General features: G+C 70.9%; 17 protein-coding genes. 6 read left to right on the top strand and 11 right to left on the bottom strand.

Annotated elements, in window-relative coordinates; genetic code table 11:
• Positions 1–101: 101 nt before the first annotated feature.
• Positions 102–908: a G1 family glutamic endopeptidase gene (locus OG504_RS41240; protein ID WP_405994351.1), complete on the bottom strand. Its 807-nt coding sequence runs from the start codon at positions 906–908 to the stop codon at positions 102–104.
• Between the two features lie 493 nt (positions 909–1,401).
• On the opposite strand from OG504_RS41240, the gene OG504_RS41235 reads away from it, so the two are divergent.
• Together OG504_RS41235 and OG504_RS41230 are read left to right on the top strand one after the other, a co-directional pair.
• Entirely contained in the window at positions 1,402–2,388 is a 987-nt protein-coding gene (locus OG504_RS41235) for a hypothetical protein (protein WP_405994350.1), read from the top strand.
• A 54-nt stretch (positions 2,389–2,442) separates the two neighbouring features.
• Positions 2,443–3,171, top strand: coding sequence for a 3-keto-5-aminohexanoate cleavage protein (locus OG504_RS41230; protein WP_405994349.1), 729 nt, complete (start codon positions 2,443–2,445; stop codon positions 3,169–3,171).
• Here OG504_RS41230 and OG504_RS41225 read toward each other — a convergent pair.
• On the bottom strand, positions 3,117–3,854 hold the full coding sequence (locus OG504_RS41225; protein WP_405994348.1) for a hypothetical protein: 738 nt from the start codon (positions 3,852–3,854) through the stop codon (positions 3,117–3,119). The two genes, OG504_RS41230 and OG504_RS41225, sit on opposite strands and share 55 nt — an antisense overlap.
• A gap of 100 nt (positions 3,855–3,954) precedes the next feature.
• Here OG504_RS41225 and OG504_RS41220 point away from each other — a divergent pair, with 100 nt between their 5' ends.
• The gene (locus OG504_RS41220; protein WP_405994347.1) at positions 3,955–5,049 is read left to right on the top strand and encodes an RNA ligase (ATP); all 1,095 of its coding nucleotides are present in this window, start codon (positions 3,955–3,957) and stop codon (positions 5,047–5,049) included.
• Between the two features lie 33 nt (positions 5,050–5,082).
• Here OG504_RS41220 and soxR read toward each other — a convergent pair whose 3' ends face one another.
• Complete coding sequence (gene soxR, locus OG504_RS41215) at positions 5,083–5,574, bottom strand: redox-sensitive transcriptional activator SoxR (protein ID WP_390165087.1); 492 nt, start codon at positions 5,572–5,574, stop codon at positions 5,083–5,085.
• A gap of 125 nt (positions 5,575–5,699) precedes the next feature.
• Here soxR and OG504_RS41210 point away from each other — a divergent pair, with 125 nt between their 5' ends.
• Entirely contained in the window at positions 5,700–6,161 is a 462-nt protein-coding gene (locus OG504_RS41210) for a MaoC family dehydratase (protein WP_405994346.1), read from the top strand.
• Positions 6,162–6,203: 42 nt separating this feature from the next.
• On the opposite strand, the gene OG504_RS41205 is transcribed toward OG504_RS41210, so the two are convergent.
• From OG504_RS41205 to OG504_RS41195, 3 genes are all read right to left on the bottom strand, one after another.
• Complete coding sequence (locus tag OG504_RS41205; RefSeq protein ID WP_405994345.1) at positions 6,204–6,827, bottom strand: TetR/AcrR family transcriptional regulator; 624 nt, start codon at positions 6,825–6,827, stop codon at positions 6,204–6,206.
• Between the two features lie 73 nt (positions 6,828–6,900).
• A complete protein-coding gene (locus tag OG504_RS41200) occupies positions 6,901–7,146 on the bottom strand; it encodes a YiaA/YiaB family inner membrane protein (protein WP_019059193.1) in 246 nt (81 codons plus the stop codon).
• A 60-nt stretch (positions 7,147–7,206) separates the two neighbouring features.
• On the bottom strand, positions 7,207–8,358 hold the full coding sequence (locus OG504_RS41195; protein ID WP_405994344.1) for an acyl-CoA dehydrogenase family protein: 1,152 nt from the start codon (positions 8,356–8,358) through the stop codon (positions 7,207–7,209).
• A gap of 93 nt (positions 8,359–8,451) precedes the next feature.
• On the opposite strand from OG504_RS41195, the gene OG504_RS41190 reads away from it, so the two are divergent.
• Positions 8,452–9,093, top strand: a complete 642-nt coding sequence (locus OG504_RS41190; protein WP_405994343.1) for a TetR/AcrR family transcriptional regulator — start codon at positions 8,452–8,454, stop codon at positions 9,091–9,093.
• A gap of 84 nt (positions 9,094–9,177) precedes the next feature.
• Here OG504_RS41190 and OG504_RS41185 read toward each other — a convergent pair whose 3' ends face one another.
• Entirely contained in the window at positions 9,178–10,110 is a 933-nt protein-coding gene (locus OG504_RS41185; RefSeq protein ID WP_405994342.1) for an acetamidase/formamidase family protein, read from the bottom strand.
• A 191-nt stretch (positions 10,111–10,301) separates the two neighbouring features.
• Here OG504_RS41185 and OG504_RS41180 point away from each other — a divergent pair, with 191 nt between their 5' ends.
• A complete protein-coding gene (locus OG504_RS41180; RefSeq protein WP_405994341.1) occupies positions 10,302–11,246 on the top strand; it encodes a DMT family transporter in 945 nt (314 codons plus the stop codon).
• Between the two features lie 47 nt (positions 11,247–11,293).
• Here OG504_RS41180 and OG504_RS41175 read toward each other — a convergent pair whose 3' ends face one another.
• The 4 genes from OG504_RS41175 to OG504_RS41160 all read right to left on the bottom strand — a co-directional run bounded on the left by OG504_RS41175 (position 11,294) and on the right by OG504_RS41160 (position 15,725).
• Positions 11,294–12,376, bottom strand: a complete 1,083-nt coding sequence (locus OG504_RS41175) for a Zn-dependent alcohol dehydrogenase (RefSeq protein ID WP_405994340.1) — start codon at positions 12,374–12,376, stop codon at positions 11,294–11,296.
• 19 nt (positions 12,377–12,395) lie between these two features.
• Positions 12,396–13,784, bottom strand: a complete 1,389-nt coding sequence (locus OG504_RS41170; protein ID WP_405994339.1) for an aldehyde dehydrogenase family protein — start codon at positions 13,782–13,784, stop codon at positions 12,396–12,398.
• Between the two features lie 121 nt (positions 13,785–13,905).
• Entirely contained in the window at positions 13,906–14,370 is a 465-nt protein-coding gene (locus OG504_RS41165) for a DUF3574 domain-containing protein (protein ID WP_405994338.1), read from the bottom strand.
• A 20-nt stretch (positions 14,371–14,390) separates the two neighbouring features.
• The gene (locus tag OG504_RS41160) at positions 14,391–15,725 is read right to left on the bottom strand and encodes an ABC transporter ATP-binding protein (RefSeq protein WP_405994337.1); all 1,335 of its coding nucleotides are present in this window, start codon (positions 15,723–15,725) and stop codon (positions 14,391–14,393) included.
• Positions 15,726–15,870: the final 145 nt, after the last annotated feature.

Genomic DNA, 15,870 nt, shown 5'->3' with positions numbered 1-15,870 from the left:
CCGCACCCCCTTTTTGACCCAGCCGGTTTGCGCTTGCCGGTGCAACGGCGAAGGCTGCCGACGGCGTTCGTCGACAGCCCCCAAGTGGCGCGCCGCAGGCGTCAGCTGGCCTTCCAGACGTCGGCGAAGCTGCCGCCGGAGATCGAGCCCGGCTGGGCCCGTACGGCGGAGCTGCTGCTCTTCGTCATGACGATCTCGTTCGGCGAGTAGGTGTCCAGGTTGCTGCCGTTCGCCTTGGCACCGGTGAAGTTCACGGTGCCGAAGTTGGCCAGGCTCGCGACCGAGCCGCCGACCTCGGGGGCCTCGGCGATGACCTCGGCGGAGGCGTTCTTGAAGCCGGACGAGCCCGCGTGCGTGGTCGTCTTCGTCCAGCCCTCGGTGGAGTCGGCGAGGGTCATGGTGAAGGTCGAGCCGGTGTAGGTCACCGTCGCGGTGAACTTGTCGCCGCCCTTGACCGTGACGCCGGAGTACGCGCTCTCGGAGGCGGGCAGCACCTCCCACCAGGCGCCGTAGGTGGCCTTGCCGCCGATGCAGTCGGCTTCCGTACCGGTCTGCTCCAGCGCGGAGTTGCTGTACCCGTCGAGGCCGACCCAGAAGGAGGAGTACGTGGTGGCCGAGGAGCAGGTGACGCTCGGCTGGGTCCAGGACGAGGTGACCGAGGTGTACGCGCCGGTCGAGCCCGTGGCCGCGTAGCCGGACCAGTTGGTGGACGAGACGGTGGCGTTGACCTTGCCGGGCTTCGCGAGCCCGTGCAGCGTGTGACTCTCGTGGCTCGCTATGGCCTGGGTGAGCTGGGCCGGGGTGTGCGCGGCGGCGCTCGGGGCGGCCGCGAGCGCGGGTGTCGCGAGGGCGGCGGTGAGGGCGGCGGCGGTGACGAGAACGAACCCGGCGGAAGATCTCGGGGACATGACTCTCCGTCATTCGAGGGGGTGGGGGGCTGCCGTGACGGCAGTGCACAGCAGCTTCCGCGAGGCCTCATGCGCATGGCAAGACAGACAAGTTCCTTCAGTCTTGCGGGAATTGGCGCCGCAACACCCGGGAAATCTCACAGGTTCGTTCAAGGTTGATCAACCGCCGGGCAAGACTGACCAAACTTCAGGGCAACGCCCTTCCGCCCCGCGAGTGCCCTGACTTGAGCTGGAGTACGTGACTTCCAGACCGGGGTACGTGCCGTCCAGACCGGAGAGCGCGCCGCGTTCCAGAGCGGGGTACGCGCGTCCCGGACCGGAGCAAGTGCCGCCTCCCGGGCCGGAGTACGCGCCCTCCGGCCCCGAGAACGCACAGTCCGGAGCGGAGGACGCGGCGTCCAGGCCTGAGAACGTGGCGCCCAGACCGGAGCACGCGCCGCATCCCAGACCGGAGCTCGCGCCTTCCGGACCCGAGAACGCACCGTCCGGAGCCGTGAGCACGGCGTCCCGGCCGAAGAACGTGGCGTCCAAGCTGGAGAACGCGGCGTCCGGGCCGGAGAACTCAACGGCCGGCACCGGGGCGATGCCGTTCCACGAGGCGTTGCGCGCGGCCATCGCGGCCAGCGGCCTGAGCCTGGACCGGCTCCAGGACCGGCTGCTGCGCCGCGGCACCCCGGTGGCGTCGGCGACGCTCAGCTCCTGGCAGTCCGGCCGCTACCAGCCCGAACGGCAACGGTCGTTGGCGGCACTCGCCGTACTGGAGGACGTCCTACGGCTGCCGCCCGGCGCGCTGACCGGCCTGCTGGGCCCGCCCCGGCCGAGGGGGCGTTGGCTCCCGCCGGACGGCGACCACCCCGATCTCGCCCGGGCCTGGTCGGACCACCACGACCTCACCGCCGCCCTCGCCGCGCTCGACACCCGCTGGGACGACAGCCTGACCCGGCTCAGCTGCCACAACCGGGTGGACGTGGACGCCGACCGCCGCGTCCGCTCGATGACCAGCCGGCGCCTGCTGCGCGCCGAGGCGGACGGCGCGGACCGCTGGATCGCCCTGTACCGCCTGGACGCGCCCGGCCCGTTGCCGTACTTCCGCGTGGCGGTACCGGCGCGGCTCGGCACGGTTCTCGAACTGCCCGAAGAGGGCCTGGTCGCGGCCGAGTTGCTCTTCGACAGCCCCTTGGCGCGCGGCGAGACCGTGATCGTCGACTACACGGTCGAGCACCGGGACCCGCGCCCGTACTCCCAGCGCGCCGAGACCACGATCCACGTCCCGATGCGCGAACACCTCCTGGAGGTCCGCTTCGCCAAGGAGTGTCTGCCGCGCGCGTGTTACTCCTTCCGCACGAACGGCCTCGCCCCCCGTCCCCGTGCCGGGCGCCCCCGCGAACAACGGCTCCGGGTGGACGCGTCGGGGTCGGTGCACGCGGTGGCGTTGGGGGCGGGGCCCTGCCGGGTCGGGATCCGGTGGGTGTGGGGATGAGGGAGAGGCCGGGACGAGGGGGTGGTTGTCAGTGGCGGGTGGCACCATCGAGGCATGGTGCAGGTCTGTCTCAACGGGGCCCGTGGGGCCGCCGACGGCTGGATGGTGCCGGTCTCGCCAGGAGCGTTGGCCGATACCGCGGTGGAGGCCGTCGCGGCGGGGGCCACGGACGTCCACCTTCACCCCAAGTCCCCTTGCGGACGGGACACGTTGTCACCGCGCGTCCTCGCGGTGACGCTGGAGGCGATACGGGCGCGGGTGACCGTGCCGGTGGGTGTGACCACGGGCGCCTGGGCCGAACCGGACCCGGCGGCACGGGTGGAACGGGTGCGTGGGTGGACGGTCCTGCCCGACCACGCCTCGGTCAACTGGCATGAGCCGGGGGCCGAGGAGGTCGCGGCGGCGCTGCTGGACCGGGGCGTCGGCGTGGAGGCGGGCATCTGGTCGGGCACGGACGGGGCGTCCCGGTTCGCCGCCTCACCGCTCCGGTCGAAGGTGCTGCGGATCCTGGCGGAGGTGACGGACCCGGACGAGACCACGGCTGAGGCGACCGCACACGCACTGCTCGCCGACCTCGACACCGGCCACGGCCGCCCGGTGCTGCTGCACGGCGAGGACCGCAGCACCTGGCCGGTGCTCCGGCTCGCGGGACGCCTGGGGCTCGCGACCCGCATCGGCCTGGAGGACACGCTGCTCCTGCCGGACGGCGAACGGGCCTTGTCCAACGCTCAGTTGGTGGCTGAGGGGCTGGTCCAGTACGGGTGCGCCCAGCGCTCGTCGTAGGGCAGGGCGAGGAGTTCGGCGCGCATCGCGAGGTCGGACTCGCCCTGAGCCCGGAGGCGGGCGACACCGGGGCCGGCCAGCCAGGCGCGCAGGTCCGCGACGCCGACGTCCTCGGTGTCGTCGTACCACCAGGTGAACGGGGAGGCGTCGGACACCAGGTAGTAGAGCCAATGGTCGGCGCAGTGGACGAAGTGGGCGTCGGCGACCGGGCCTTGGGCCCACCCGTCCAGGAAGGGGGTCACGCTCCTGGCGATGGTGGCGCAGGTCTCGAAGACGTCCTGGACGCCGTACGGCGACTCGGGCTTCGCAAGGGCGTCCTGCCACCAGGCGTGGAGGAAGACCTCGATCGCGGCAGCCTGGTCGGCCGGCCAGGAACGCCAGTCGGTCCGGCTCAGCCCGTGCGCTCCCCAGCCGATCCCGTCCAGGCCGCCCTCCGCCATCGCCCGCGCGGTCTGCGGCAGCAGGCGTCGCAGTACGGCGGCGTGGTCCTCGAAGTGCGCGGGGTCCTTGAACACGAACCTGCTCACCAGCTCGCCGGGCACGCGTGTGTACGGCGTGCGCAGGAACGCGGTCTCCGTCGGTCCGAAGCACCGCTCGCAGCCGGTCTCCCCCGGGCTCGCGAAACCGTTGAAGACCGTCTCGATGTCCGCGAGGGCGGCGGTGAGCACTGGCGACAGGGGCATGGATCCCGAAGCTAGCAGCCGCATATTCGGTCGCTCCACCCCTTTCCGATCAGGACAGTTGGGGGCGATGAAACACAGCTGAGGAACCCGAGGAGTCCCGATGTCGACGCTGCGCGTCACCGCAGAAGTGCTGACCGTCCATGAACACCCGAACGCCGACGCCCTCGAACTGGCCCAGGTCGGGCTGTACCGGGCCGTCGTCGCCAAGGGCGCGTTCCGCACCGGTGAGACCGCCGTCTACATCCCCGAGCAGTCCGTGCTCCCGGCCGATCTGATCGAGGAGTTGGGGCTCACCGGGCGCCTCGCGGGGAGCAACTCCGACCGGGTCAGGGCGGTGCGGCTGCGCGGTGAGCTGTCGCAGGGCATCGTGTGCCGGCCGAAGGCCCTTGCCGACGTGGATCTGGCACAGGCCGCCCTGGACGGTACCGACTTCGCGGAACGGCTCGGCATCGTCAAATGGGTGCCGCCGATCCCGCCCACGATGGACGGTGACGTCGAGCACGCGCCCGATCTGCTGCCCTGGGTGGACATCGAGAACATCCAGCGGTTTCCGGGGATATTCGAACCGGGCGAGGCTGTGGTCCTGACCGAGAAACTCCACGGCTCCGCCTGCCTGTTGACCTACTCCACGGAGGAGGAGGGCACCGAGGAGGGCGGTCGCGTACAGGTCTCCTCGAAGGGCTTCGGCGCCAAGTCCCTTGCCCTGAAGGAGGATCCGCGCAATCTGTACTGGCGAGCCGTCCGCGGCCACGGCGTCCCCGAGGCCGCCGCCCGTCTCGCCGAACGGCTCGGCGCGCGCCGGGTCGGGATCTTCGGCGAGGTGTACGGCGCGGGCGTGCAGGACCTGACGTACGGCGCCGACGGGCGACGCGAGACGCTCGGGTACGCCGTGTTCGACGTGTCCGCGGAGATCGACGGTGCCGTCCGGTGGCTGGACGCGGGCGAACTGGCCCAACTCCTCGACGGGGAGCTGCCGTTGGTGCCCCGGCTGTACGAGGGGCCGTACGACATCGAGCGGGTGCTGGAGGTCGCGAGCGGGCGGGAGACCGTGTCCGGGCGGGGGCTGCATCTGCGCGAGGGGGTCGTGATCCGTCCGGCGGTGGAGCGGTACAGCGCGGTGACCGGTGGACGGGCGATCGCCAAGGCCGTCAGCCCGGCGTATCTGACGCGGAAGGGCGGCACCGAGTACGAGTGAGCGTCGTCCTCGGTCGCGCCCCTCGGGATCCGGTTACCGGTCCCGAGGGGTGCGGGCTTTTCGGCGCTCCGCCGGTTCCGTCATCAGACGTGAACCCGCGCCCCGTTCGCCGACCACGTCGTCCGGGTTGGACAGGACGCAGGACGACAGGGACAGGCAGCCGCAGCCGATGCAGTCGGTGAGGTGGTCGCGGAGGCGGTTGAGCTGCTTGATGCGTTCGTCGAGTTCGGAGCGCCAGGCCTCGGAGAGGCGGGCCCAGTCCTCGCGGGTCGGGGTGCGCTCCTCGGGGAGTTCGGCGAGCGCCTCGCGGATGGTGGCCAGCGGGATGCCGACGCGCTGGGCGGCCCGCACGAAGGCGACCCGGCGCAGGGTGTCACGGGTGTACCGGCGCTGGTTGCCCGTGGTGCGGCTGCTGCTGATCAGGCCTTTGGCCTCGTAGAAGTGCAGGGCGGAGACGGCGGCTCCGCTGCGTGCGGCGAGTTGGCCGACCGTCAGCTCGTGGATCTTCTCGGGGATCTGAGGCACCTGTCAGAGCCTACCCATCGCGTCCCACCCATGGTCCGTTGACAGGGGCCCCGCATCCGACCATGCTAAGCAGTTGCTTAGGTATGTGATGGCGTGCTGGATGACGTGAGAGGCCGGGACAGGACATGGCAGAGCCGAGGATCTTCACCTCCGTCGACGACCTGCGGGCGGCGGTCGGTGAGCAGTTGGGGCACACCGACTGGCTGGAGATCGACCAGAAGCGGATCGATCTGTTCGCGGACGCGACGGGCGACCACCAGTGGATCCACGTGGACCCGGAGAAGGCGGCGGCCGGCCCCTTCAGGACGACGATCGCGCACGGCTATCTCACCCTGTCGCTGCTCCCGCTCTTCGGCCCGCAGCTGATCAAGGTCGAGGGCGTGCAGATGGGCGTCAACTACGGGACGAACAAGGTCCGTTTCCCCGCCCCGGTGCCGGTCGACTCCCGGCTGCGCGCCACCGCGAAGATCACCGGCGTCGACGACGTACCGGGCGGCGTCCAGGTGACCGTCGCGTTCACCGTGGAGCGCGAGGGCGGCGACAAGCCGGTGTGCGTGGCCGAGTCGGTGTCCCGCTACTACCTCTGAGCGGACACCTCTGAGCAGCGCCCAACACCCGCGCCACGGCGGCTACTTGGACCCCACCATCCGCAGCACGAGGTCGGCGTAGAGCGCGCCGACCTCGTCGGGCGTCCGGGGGCCGTCGAGGCTGAACCAGCGGGCCACGTCGATGCACAGCGACAGGATCGCGAGGGTCGTGCCCTTCACGTCCGACACGTCGAAGGAGCCGTCCGCGACCCCGTCCTCGACGATCCCGCGCACCTCGGCGTCGACCTGGCGGCGCAGCGCGAGGATCTCGGCGCGGGCGTCCGGGCCGAGCGAGTCGAGTTCGTACTGCACGACCCGCGCGGTGGTACGGCCGCCCGCGTGCCAGCGCACGAAGGAGCTCACGGCGTCCGCGAGCCGCATGGCGGCGCTGCCCTCGCGCCCCGCCGCCGTACGCAGGATCTCCAGGGCCTTCTCGTGGCCGATCCTGCTGATGCGGTGGAGCAGTTCTTCCTTGGTCTTGTAGTGGATGTAGAGCGCGGCCGGGCTCATGCCGGCGCGGCCCGCGATGTCCCGGGTGGTCGTCGCGTGGTAGCCGCGCTCGGCGAAGGCCTCCACGGCGGCGATCAGCAGTCGCCTGGCCGCGTCGGGCGTGACCTCCGCCCAGGCCTGCGGGTCGCCCGCGGTGGTCTCCTCCGCCGTACTCATCGCTCGTGAACCCCTCTCGATGACAAGGGGACCACCATACCGCCGAACCTGAGCGAGCGCTTAGTCTGGCCGCTCAGAGCTTTTCGAACGGGTTGTAGGTGGTGCGTGCCGCGTCCTGCCGGTCCCTGATCACCTTGGCGAGGGTGAAGGAGGAGGTGACCAGGTACAGGACGGCGATCGCGAGGAAGGCCCGTACCCAGGCGTCGGCGTGCAGCTTGAAGATGCCGATGGCGGTCGCCGCGATGGCGACGGAGAAGGACGCGACGGCCTGGCCGTAGAAGGCGGCCGTGTTCTGCGGTTTGCCCGATGCTTCGCTCATGGGTCAAGCGTCGGCGACCACGGCCCCTGCGACATCCGCACAGATACTCAACTCACGTACTCAGAACGCCGAAACGCCCGTCAGCGCGCGCCCGATGAGCAGTTTCTGGATCTGGCTGGTGCCCTCGTACAGGGTCATCACGCGGGCGTCGCGCAGCAGCTTGCCCGCCGGGTACTCGTCGATGTAGCCGTAGCCGCCGAAGACCTGGAGCGCGTTGTTGGCGGCACGCACGGCCGCCTCCGAGGCGAAGAGCTTGGCCTTGGAGGACTCGGTCGCGAAGGGGAGCCCGCGGTCGACGAGGTCGGCGACCCGCCAGGTCAGCAGGCGGGCCGCGTCCACGTCGACGGCGATGTCGCTGATCAGTTCCTGGACGAGCTGGTGCTGCGCGATGGACTTGCCGAACTGCTCGCGCTCACCGGCGTAGCGGAGCGCCACGTCGAGCGCGGCCTGGGCGATGCCGACGCAGCCCGCCGCGACCGACATCCGGCCCTTGGCGAGCGCCGACATGGCGACGGAGAAGCCCTTGCCCTCGGGGCCGAGCATCGTCGACGCGGGGACGCGGACGTCTTCGAGGACGAGTTCGGCGGTGGCCTGGCCGCGCAGGCCGAGCTTGCCGTGGATGGTGCGGCGGGTCAGGCCGGGGGTGTCGGTCGGGACGAGGAAGGCGGAGACGCCCTTGTGTCCCGGGGCGTCGGTCGAACGCGCGAAGAGGAGCACCACGTCGGCCCAAGTCCCGTTCGTGATGAACATCTTGGTGCCGTTGATGACGTAGTCGTGGCCGTCGCGGACCGCGCGGGTGGTGAGGTTGCCGGCGTCGGAACCGGTGCCGGGTTCGGTGAGCCCGAAGCAGCCGACGTACTCGCCGGAGGTGAGCCCGGGCAGCCAGCGGCGCTTCTGCTCCTCGTCGCCCCAGGCCGCGATCGACTTGGCGACGAGGCCCAGTGACACGGAGACGATGCCGCGCACGGAGGAGTCCCCGCGGCCGAGTTCCTCGGTGACCAGGCAGTACGCGAGGTGGTCGCCGCCCGAACCGCCGTACTCCTCGTCGATCGTCAGGCCCAGGAAGCCGACGCCGCCGAGCTTCTTGACGATCGAGCGGTCGACCTCCTCCGCGCGGTCCCAGGCGATGACGTGCGGGGCGATCTCGCGGTCCACGAAGTCCTTGGCGAGCCGCCGTACGGCCTCCTGCTCCTCGCTGAGCTCCAGGTTCATTGCGCGTCACCCCAAGTGGAAGGCCGTACATCGACTGCTGCACATTTAAATTAGCACTGCTAGTTTGACTCTCGCAGCCCTACTATGTGCGGCATGGCCCGACCGCGCAAGCCCCTGCTCAGTACCGACCGGATCGTCGAGGCGGCGCGGGTGCTGGTGGACGCGGAGGGGCTGGCGGCGGTCTCCACGCGGCGGCTCGCCGCGCAGCTGGGGGTGAGCGGGCCCTCGCTGTACAACCACTTCCGCACGAAGGACCAGATTCTGGAGGCGGTCGCGGATTCGGTGAGTTCGCAGGTCGATCTGTCGATGTTCTCGGACGGCCGGGACTGGCGTACGGCGCTGCATGACTGGGCCGTGTCGTACCGGTCCGCGTTGCGCGACCATCCGAACATCGTGCCGGTGCTGGCCACCGGGCCCGGGCGGCGGCCGGCGGGGTTGCGGCTTGCGGATGCGGTGTACGGGGCGATGGTCGATGCGGGGTGGCCGCCGGCACAGGCCACGTCCATCGGGGCGTTGATGCGGTACTTCATCATGGGGTCCGCGTTGGGGTCGTTCGCCGGGGGATTCGTGGACGACGAGAGTGCGTACGATCCCGCCGACTATCCGCATCTCGGACAGGCACATCTTCTTGCCGAGCAGCAGGAGAAGGTGGATGAGCGGGCTTTTGAGGTGGGGCTCGCTGCGTTGCTGGATGGGTTGGCCGGGCAGTTCGAGGAGATACGGCGGGCCGGTTAGGTTCCCTCGTGTGTCGAGTGACGGTGCGTTGTGGCTGGTCGCGCAGTTCCCCGCGCCCCTGAGAAGGGAAACGTGCCCCTTGTTTCATCGTGCCCGGAGGATCGCCTTTGGCAGGTGGGCCGTGACGATCCAGTTGGGGGCGTCCACCACCTCTGTGATCCGCAGGTCTACGGCGACGCTGCACAGGACGTACGCGTCGATCGGGGCGAGGCCGTAGCGGGCGCCCAGGTGGTCGATCATGGCTCGCGTCGCGTCCTGGGCCGCTCGCATGAGGTCGGGGGCCACGCCCATCGTGGCGTAGTGGCCGGCTCGGTCGGTGTCCGGGTGGAGGGGGCCCGTCGTCTCGAATTGGGGGGCCAGGATGCGGCGCCCCTTGTGCAGGCGGATGCGGGCCGCGCCCGACAGGGACGCCTCGATCGCGCTCACGCACAACTCGCCGTCGCCCTGGGCCGCGTGGGGATCACCGAGGCTGAGGCGGGCGCCGGGAACCTGGACCGGGAGGTAGAGCTTGGTGCCGACGACCAGGTCCTTGCAGTCGACGTTGCCGCCGAAGTGGCCCGGCGGGAGGACGCTTTGGGGTTCGGTGACGTCCGGACAGACCCCAACTACCCCGCAGAACGGGCGGATTGGGATGTCGGCCACGTCGAGGAAGTTGGCCGTGTCTCCGGCGGTCAGGTCCCACAGGTGGAGATGCGCGTCGGGGAAGTCCTCGGTGAGCAGGCCGAGTCCGGGGAGTACGGCCGTCCAGCCCCAGTCGACCGACCTCAACTCCAGGAACTCCACTTCCAGGACGTCGCCCGGTTCGGCGTCCCTGACCACGATCGGTCCGGCGAGCGGATAGACGCGGTCCCAGTCGAAACCGGCTACCGCCTCGACCGTCGATGTCGGGGCGAACTGTCCGTCCGTGGCCTCGGTGAGGTCGAAGGACACGGTGTCGCCGTCCTCGACCTCCAGCACGGGCACGTGGTCCGGCGACCACAGGCGGTGCACTCGCTTCGGTACGGAGTGGTGGCTCATCGGACCCGTCCTCACCTGTCGGTACGTGGCGGTGCGTGGCGGCGCGTGTTTCGGACTCTGCCCGTCGGCCGGGCCCGCCGTCAAGCCTCGCAGGCAATAAAACTGACCCCATAGGCATCACATACGTTCCCCGACGATCGCGTCCGATTTCCGCCAGCGGTACGGTCCTGTCGCCGCCTAACCTCGGACGCATGACGAAATCCCTCCCCCGTACCGAACGGGCAGCCGCCGCAGCCGCTGTCGTCACCGTCGTGCTGTGGGCCTCCGCGTTCGTGTCCATCCGGAGCGCGGGGTCCGCCTACTCGCCGGGCGCGCTGGCGCTGGGGCGGCTGGCGAGCGGGGCGCTGGCGCTGGGCGTGCTCTCTCTCGTACGGCGGGAAGGGGTGCCGCCGCGGTCCGCCTGGCGGGGGATCGCGATCTCGGGCGTGCTGTGGTTCGGGTTCTACATGGTCGTCCTGAACTGGGGCGAGCAGCAGGTCGACGCCGGTACCGCCGCCCTTGTCGTGAACATCGGGCCGATCCTCATCGCCCTGCTCGGCTCGCGGCTGCCCGGTGACGCGATGCCGCCGCGGCTGCTGGCGGGGATGGCGGTGTCGTTCGCGGGTGCGGTGACCGTGGGTCTTTCGATGTCCGGCGACGGCGGTTCGTCGGTGCTCGGTGTGGCGCTGTGCCTGCTCGCGGCGGTCGCGTACGCCGGCGGGGTCGTCGCCCAGAAGCCGGCGCTCGCCCGGGCCGGCGCGCTCCAGGTGACGACGTTCGGGTGTCTCGTCGGGGCCGTGCTGTGCCTGCCGTTCGCCGGGCAGCTTGTCGAGCAGGCCGGCGACGCGCCTGTCTCCGCCACGCTCAACATGGTCTACCTGGGCGTCTTCCCGACCGCCCTCGCCTTCACCACCTGGGCGTACGCTCTCGCCCGGACGACCGCCAGCAAGATGGGCGCGACCACGTACGCGGTACCGGCCCTGGTCGTCCTGATGTCGTGGCTGGCGCTGGGTGAGGTACCGGGGTTGCTCACCCTCGGGGGTGGCGTGCTGTGTCTGGCGGGCGTGGCGGTGTCGCGGTCCCGGCCGGGCGCGAAGGCGAGGGCGAGGGCGAAGCAGGCTGCGGCGGAGGAGCCGCAGCCCGAACAGGTGCCGTAGGCAAGGGCGTTCAGCCTTGAACCGCCGGCGGCTGCGGACAAGGCCGTTCAGAACACGACGAGCGCCCGTCCGCCCTTCCCCGCCACCATGTTCTCGAACGCCCCCGGGATCCCGTCCAGCCCGATCCGTTCCGTCACCAGCGCTCCCAGGTCCAGCCGCCCGGCGCGGACGTGTTCGGCGAGCACCGGTACGTCCTTCGCCGGGTCGGAGTTGCCGTAGACACAGCCGCTCAACGTCCGTCCCCAGTGGAAGAGTTCGAGGGCGTTGAAGGTGACCTGCTGGTCCTTGCCGCCGATGCCGACGACCGTGGTGCGGCCGCCTCGGCGGGTGGATTCCCAGGCGGTGCGGATGGTGACCGCCCGGCCGACGCATTCGACGGCGACGTCGACTCCTTGTTTTCCGGTGAGGGCTCGGATCTCCCGCGCCGTGTTCTCGGAGGCGACCACGTAGTCCGTCGCCCCGGCCGCGCGCGCCAACTCCTCTTTCTCCGGGGAGACATCGACGGCGATGATCGTCGTGGCGCCCGCGATCCGAGCTGACTGGAGGGTGGCCAGACCTACTCCGCCGACGCCGAAGACCGCGACCGTCTCGCCCTCGCGGACCTGTGCCGAGTGGTGGATCGCGCCGTAGCCGGTGAGGACGGCGCAGCCGAGGAGGGCCGCGTCCGTCAGCGGGATTCCGTCCGGCAGGGGCAGGACACAGGACGCCGATACGACCGTCTCCTCGGCGAACGCGGCCACGTTCAGGCCGGGGTGGAGATCGCTCCCGTCGGAGGTGCGGTGGGCGTAGACGTCGGCGGCGCCGTTGAGCGCGTTGGCGCAGAGCCAGACCTCGCCCAGGGTGCAGGCGTGGCAAGTGCCGCAGGACGGGGCCCAGTTGAGGATGACGGGGTCGCCGGGTGAGACGTGGGTGACGCCTTCTCCTACGGTTACGACCGTGCCCGCGCCCTCGTGGCCCAGGACCGCCGGGACCGGCACGCGCATCGTGCCGTTGGTGAGGGACAGGTCGGAGTGGCAGACCCCGGCGGCGGCGAGGCGGATGCGGACCTGGCCGGGGCCGGGGTCCGGGAGGTCGATCTCGGCGATCTCCAACGGAGCGCCCACGGCGGGCAGTACGGCGGCGCGGACCATGTGAGGCCTCCTGACAGGGCTAGAACTGAAGGGACTTGGTCTGGAGGTACTCGGACAGCCCGTGCGCGCCGAGTTCCCGGCCGACACCCGACTGCTTGTAACCCCCGAACGGGGCACGGGGGTTGAACCGCCCGCCGTTGATGTCCACCTGCCCGGTCTCCAACCGCCGTGCGAACGCGACCGCTTCGGCCTCCTCGCCCGCCCACACCGCGCCCGCGAGGCCGTAGACCGTGCCGTTGGCGATGCGGACGGCGTCGTCCTCGTCGTCGTAGCGGAGGATCGAGAGGACCGGGCCGAAGATCTCCTCCTGCGCGATCGTCATGTCGGGCGTGACGTCGGCGAAGACCGTCGGGCTGATGAAGTAGCCCTGCCCGGACGGGGATTCGGGGCCGCCCGCCACCAGCCTCGCACCCTCCGCGACGCCCTTCTCGATGTAACTCCGCACCCTTGCCTGCTGTTTGGCGTTCACCACCGGGCCGATGCGGGTGCCGTACTTGGCGGCGGCCGTCGCGGCCAGTTCCACCGCCTCGTCGTACTGGTCGCGGTGGACGAGCATGCGGGTCCAAGCGCTGCACGTCTGGCCGGAGTTGGACATCACGTTGGCGACGCCGACGTTGACGGCCTTGGCGAGGTCGGCGCTCGGGAGGATGACGTTGGCCGACTTGCCGCCCAGTTCCAGGGCGACCTTCTTCACCGCGGCGCCCGCCGTCGCGCCGATCCGGCGGCCCACCGCCGTGGAGCCGGTGAAGGAGACCAGGTCGACGCCCGGGTGCTCGGCGAGGGCCTGGCCGGCTACCGGGCCCAGGCCCGTCACGAGGTTGAAGACGCCTGCCGGGATGCCCGCCTCGTCGACCGCCTCGGCGAACAACTGGGCGGTGAGCGGGGTGTCTTCGGCGGGCTTGAGCACCACCGTGCAGCCTGCCGCGAGGGCGGGGGCGACCTTGGCGACGATCTGGTGGAGGGGGTAGTTCCAGGGGGTGATCGCGCCGACCACGCCGATGGGTTCCTGGTAGACGGTCGAGTTGCCGACCTTCTCCTCGAAGGCGTGGGTCGCGGCGAGTTCGGCGTAGGAGCCCGCGACCGCGATCGGCACGCTCGCGTGGACGGCCTGCGAGAAGGCGAGCGGTGAGCCCAGTTCGGCGGTGACCGTCTCGGCGATCTCGTCCTTGCGGGCCGCCAACACGTCCCGCAGGGAGGCGAGTTGGGCGGCGCGTTCGGCGGGCGGGGTCGCGGCCCAGCTCGGGAGGGCGGCACGGGCGGCCCGTACGGCGGTGTCGACGTCCGCGGCGGTACCGGCCGGGACGCGGTCGATCACCTGCTCGTCGACCGGGTTCACCACGTCGATGGTGTCCCCGCTCGCGGCGGGGCGCCAGGCGCCGTCGATGTACATGCCGTCGTGTGCCTTCATCGTGCTGCCTCCCGGGCGTGACGTCGTCGTCCGCCTCACAAACTAGCGGTGTTAGTTTTGCGGCGCCAGAGACCCCGGGTCACAGACGCACGGAGACCGCGGAAGCCGGGGTGCGGGAACCTCAGAAATCGACCCGGGTCCGGTCGTCCACCCGGGCCACCGCCTCCTGCCCGAAGGCCTTCTCGTACGCTCGCCGGACCTCCTCGATCCTGCGGTCGTTCGCGGCCGCCGCCTTCACCGGATACAGCAGGATCAGCTCGTACGACCGCTCCTTCTCGATCTTCCCGTTCGCGTCCCGCCACTGCCCGCGCCCGTTCTGCACGGTCAGCCCGTCCGGGAAGTCCGGCGTGACCTCCTTGTCGACGAAGGCCGCGAACTGCCGGTCGGTGACGGCCGGTCCACCGTCCGGCCGCTCGGCGCCGAAGAAGAGCCGCGTCTCGATGTACGGCGTTCCGCGCGTCGGCGCGGGGGCGATTGCGGGAGCGGTTTCCGCGTCGAGGCTCGCGTAGGCGGTGGGGGCCGCGGCCGCCAGGAGGAGGCCGGCGGTCGCGAGGGCTGCCCGGTTTCGGGTGAAGTGCAGGGTCATGCGCCTATCCGTACCGGGCGTCACTCGTCCAGGTCGGGCAGCCGCGCCGGGGCCGGGGAGATCCGTTCGCCGTGCTGGTCGAAGACGAACAGGTGGGCGATGTCGACGAGGAGCGGGACATGCATGCCGTGCCGGAGTTCGATGTCGGGGGTGGTGCGGACGACGAGGTCGCCGGGGAGGCGGCCCTCGGGCGGTACGAGGTCGGATTCCGGGGCCGTCGAGGGGTCCAGGACCACCACCGGTCCGGCGCGCAGCGCCCCCGCGCGTCCCCGCAGCCGGTCCAGGACTCCGCCCTCGCGTCGGCGGCGGCGGACCGGGCGGGCGGTGCGCGGGGCCTCCAACTCCGGCACGACGGCGGGCCGGGAGCCGGTGTTGAAGTGGACGAGGACCTCGTGGCCCTGGAACTCCACGTGTTCGACCAGGCCGCTGATCGCCACCTCGCCGGGGCGGGCCGCGGCGGGCTTGGCGATGCGGATGGCCTCGGAGCGCAGGCCGACGATGACCTCGCGGCCCTGCTGGACACGGAGCAACTGGTGGTCCAGGCACAGGGGTTCGGGCAGCCGGAGGTACTGCTTGCCGAGGCTGATGGTCATCGCGCCGTCCAACGGGGCCCGGACCAGGCCGCGCAGGAGGTTGATGCGCGGGGTGCCGATGAAGGCGGCGACGAAGACGTTGCGGGGCAGGGCGTACACCGAGCGCGGGGTGCCGACCTGCTGGAGGACTCCGCCGCGCAGCACGGCGACCCGGTCGCCGAGCGACATGGCCTCGGCCTGGTCGTGGGTGACGTAGACCGTGGTGACGCCCAACTTGCGGGTGAGGGAGGAGATTTCGGCGCGAAGGTGGTTGCGGAGTTTGGCGTCGAGGTTGGAGAGCGGCTCGTCCATGAGGAACGCGGAGGGGTGACGGGCGATGGCCCGGCCCATGGCGACGCGCTGGCGTTCGCCGCCGGAGAGCTGGCTGGGGAAGCGTTCCAGGAGGTCCTCGATGCCCAGCATGCGGGCGGTGGCGTCGACGCGGGCGCGCGGGTCCTCGCCGGGGGTCTCGATGCGCAGCGGGAAGCCGATGTTGTCGCGACTGGTCATGCTCGGGTAGAGGGCGAAGTTCTGGAACACCATCGCCATGTCCCGTTCGGAGGGGGCGAGTTCGTTGGCGTACTCGCCGTCGAGCCTCAACTCGCCCTCGTCGATCTGCTCCAGGCCCGCGATCATCCGCAGCACGGTCGACTTGCCGCACCCGGACGGCCCGAGCAGGACGAGGAACTCCCCCGGCGCTATGTCCAGCGACAGCCGGTCCACCACGCGGACACCTCGCGCGTAGGCCTTGCTCACGTCGTGCAGGGAGATGGCGCGTGTCATGACGAGTGCCCCCGGGGGCTCACTTGGGCGACGGTGCTCCGCGATCCGGTCACCTCGCACGGGTCGTACGAGGCTTGTGAGTCACGGAAGCTAACGGAATGTGCGCACCCGGGGGAAGAGACCGGACGGGATCGGGCGTGTCGGT

The sequence above is a fragment of the Streptomyces sp. NBC_00986 genome, from assembly GCF_045162565.1.
Taxonomy (GTDB): Bacteria; Actinomycetota; Actinomycetes; order Streptomycetales; family Streptomycetaceae; genus Streptomyces.
This window is presented reverse-complemented; position numbering and strand designations above follow the sequence as displayed.

Bases quoted from the DNA above. Each gene is read 5' to 3' on its own strand.
- OG504_RS41180 (WP_405994341.1), top strand. From the start codon at position 10,302: ATGACGAAATCCCTCCCCCGTACCGAACGGGCAGCCGCCGCAGCCGCT.
- OG504_RS41230 (WP_405994349.1), top strand. From the start codon at position 2,443: ATGGTGCAGGTCTGTCTCAACGGGGCCCGTGGGGCCGCCGACGGCTGG.
- OG504_RS41165 (WP_405994338.1), bottom strand. From the start codon at position 14,370: ATGACCCTGCACTTCACCCGAAACCGGGCAGCCCTCGCGACCGCCGGC.
- OG504_RS41170 (WP_405994339.1), bottom strand. From the start codon at position 13,784: ATGAAGGCACACGACGGCATGTACATCGACGGCGCCTGGCGCCCCGCC.
- OG504_RS41205 (WP_405994345.1), bottom strand. From the start codon at position 6,827: ATGAGTACGGCGGAGGAGACCACCGCGGGCGACCCGCAGGCCTGGGCG.
- OG504_RS41175 (WP_405994340.1), bottom strand. From the start codon at position 12,376: ATGGTCCGCGCCGCCGTACTGCCCGCCGTGGGCGCTCCGTTGGAGATC.
- OG504_RS41220 (WP_405994347.1), top strand. From the start codon at position 3,955: ATGTCGACGCTGCGCGTCACCGCAGAAGTGCTGACCGTCCATGAACAC.
- OG504_RS41210 (WP_405994346.1), top strand. From the start codon at position 5,700: ATGGCAGAGCCGAGGATCTTCACCTCCGTCGACGACCTGCGGGCGGCG.
- OG504_RS41160 (WP_405994337.1), bottom strand. From the start codon at position 15,725: ATGACACGCGCCATCTCCCTGCACGACGTGAGCAAGGCCTACGCGCGA.
- OG504_RS41200 (WP_019059193.1), bottom strand. From the start codon at position 7,146: ATGAGCGAAGCATCGGGCAAACCGCAGAACACGGCCGCCTTCTACGGC.
- OG504_RS41185 (WP_405994342.1), bottom strand. From the start codon at position 10,110: ATGAGCCACCACTCCGTACCGAAGCGAGTGCACCGCCTGTGGTCGCCG.
- OG504_RS41225 (WP_405994348.1), bottom strand. From the start codon at position 3,854: ATGCCCCTGTCGCCAGTGCTCACCGCCGCCCTCGCGGACATCGAGACG.
- OG504_RS41240 (WP_405994351.1), bottom strand. From the start codon at position 908: ATGTCCCCGAGATCTTCCGCCGGGTTCGTTCTCGTCACCGCCGCCGCC.
- OG504_RS41190 (WP_405994343.1), top strand. From the start codon at position 8,452: ATGGCCCGACCGCGCAAGCCCCTGCTCAGTACCGACCGGATCGTCGAG.
- OG504_RS41195 (WP_405994344.1), bottom strand. From the start codon at position 8,358: ATGAACCTGGAGCTCAGCGAGGAGCAGGAGGCCGTACGGCGGCTCGCC.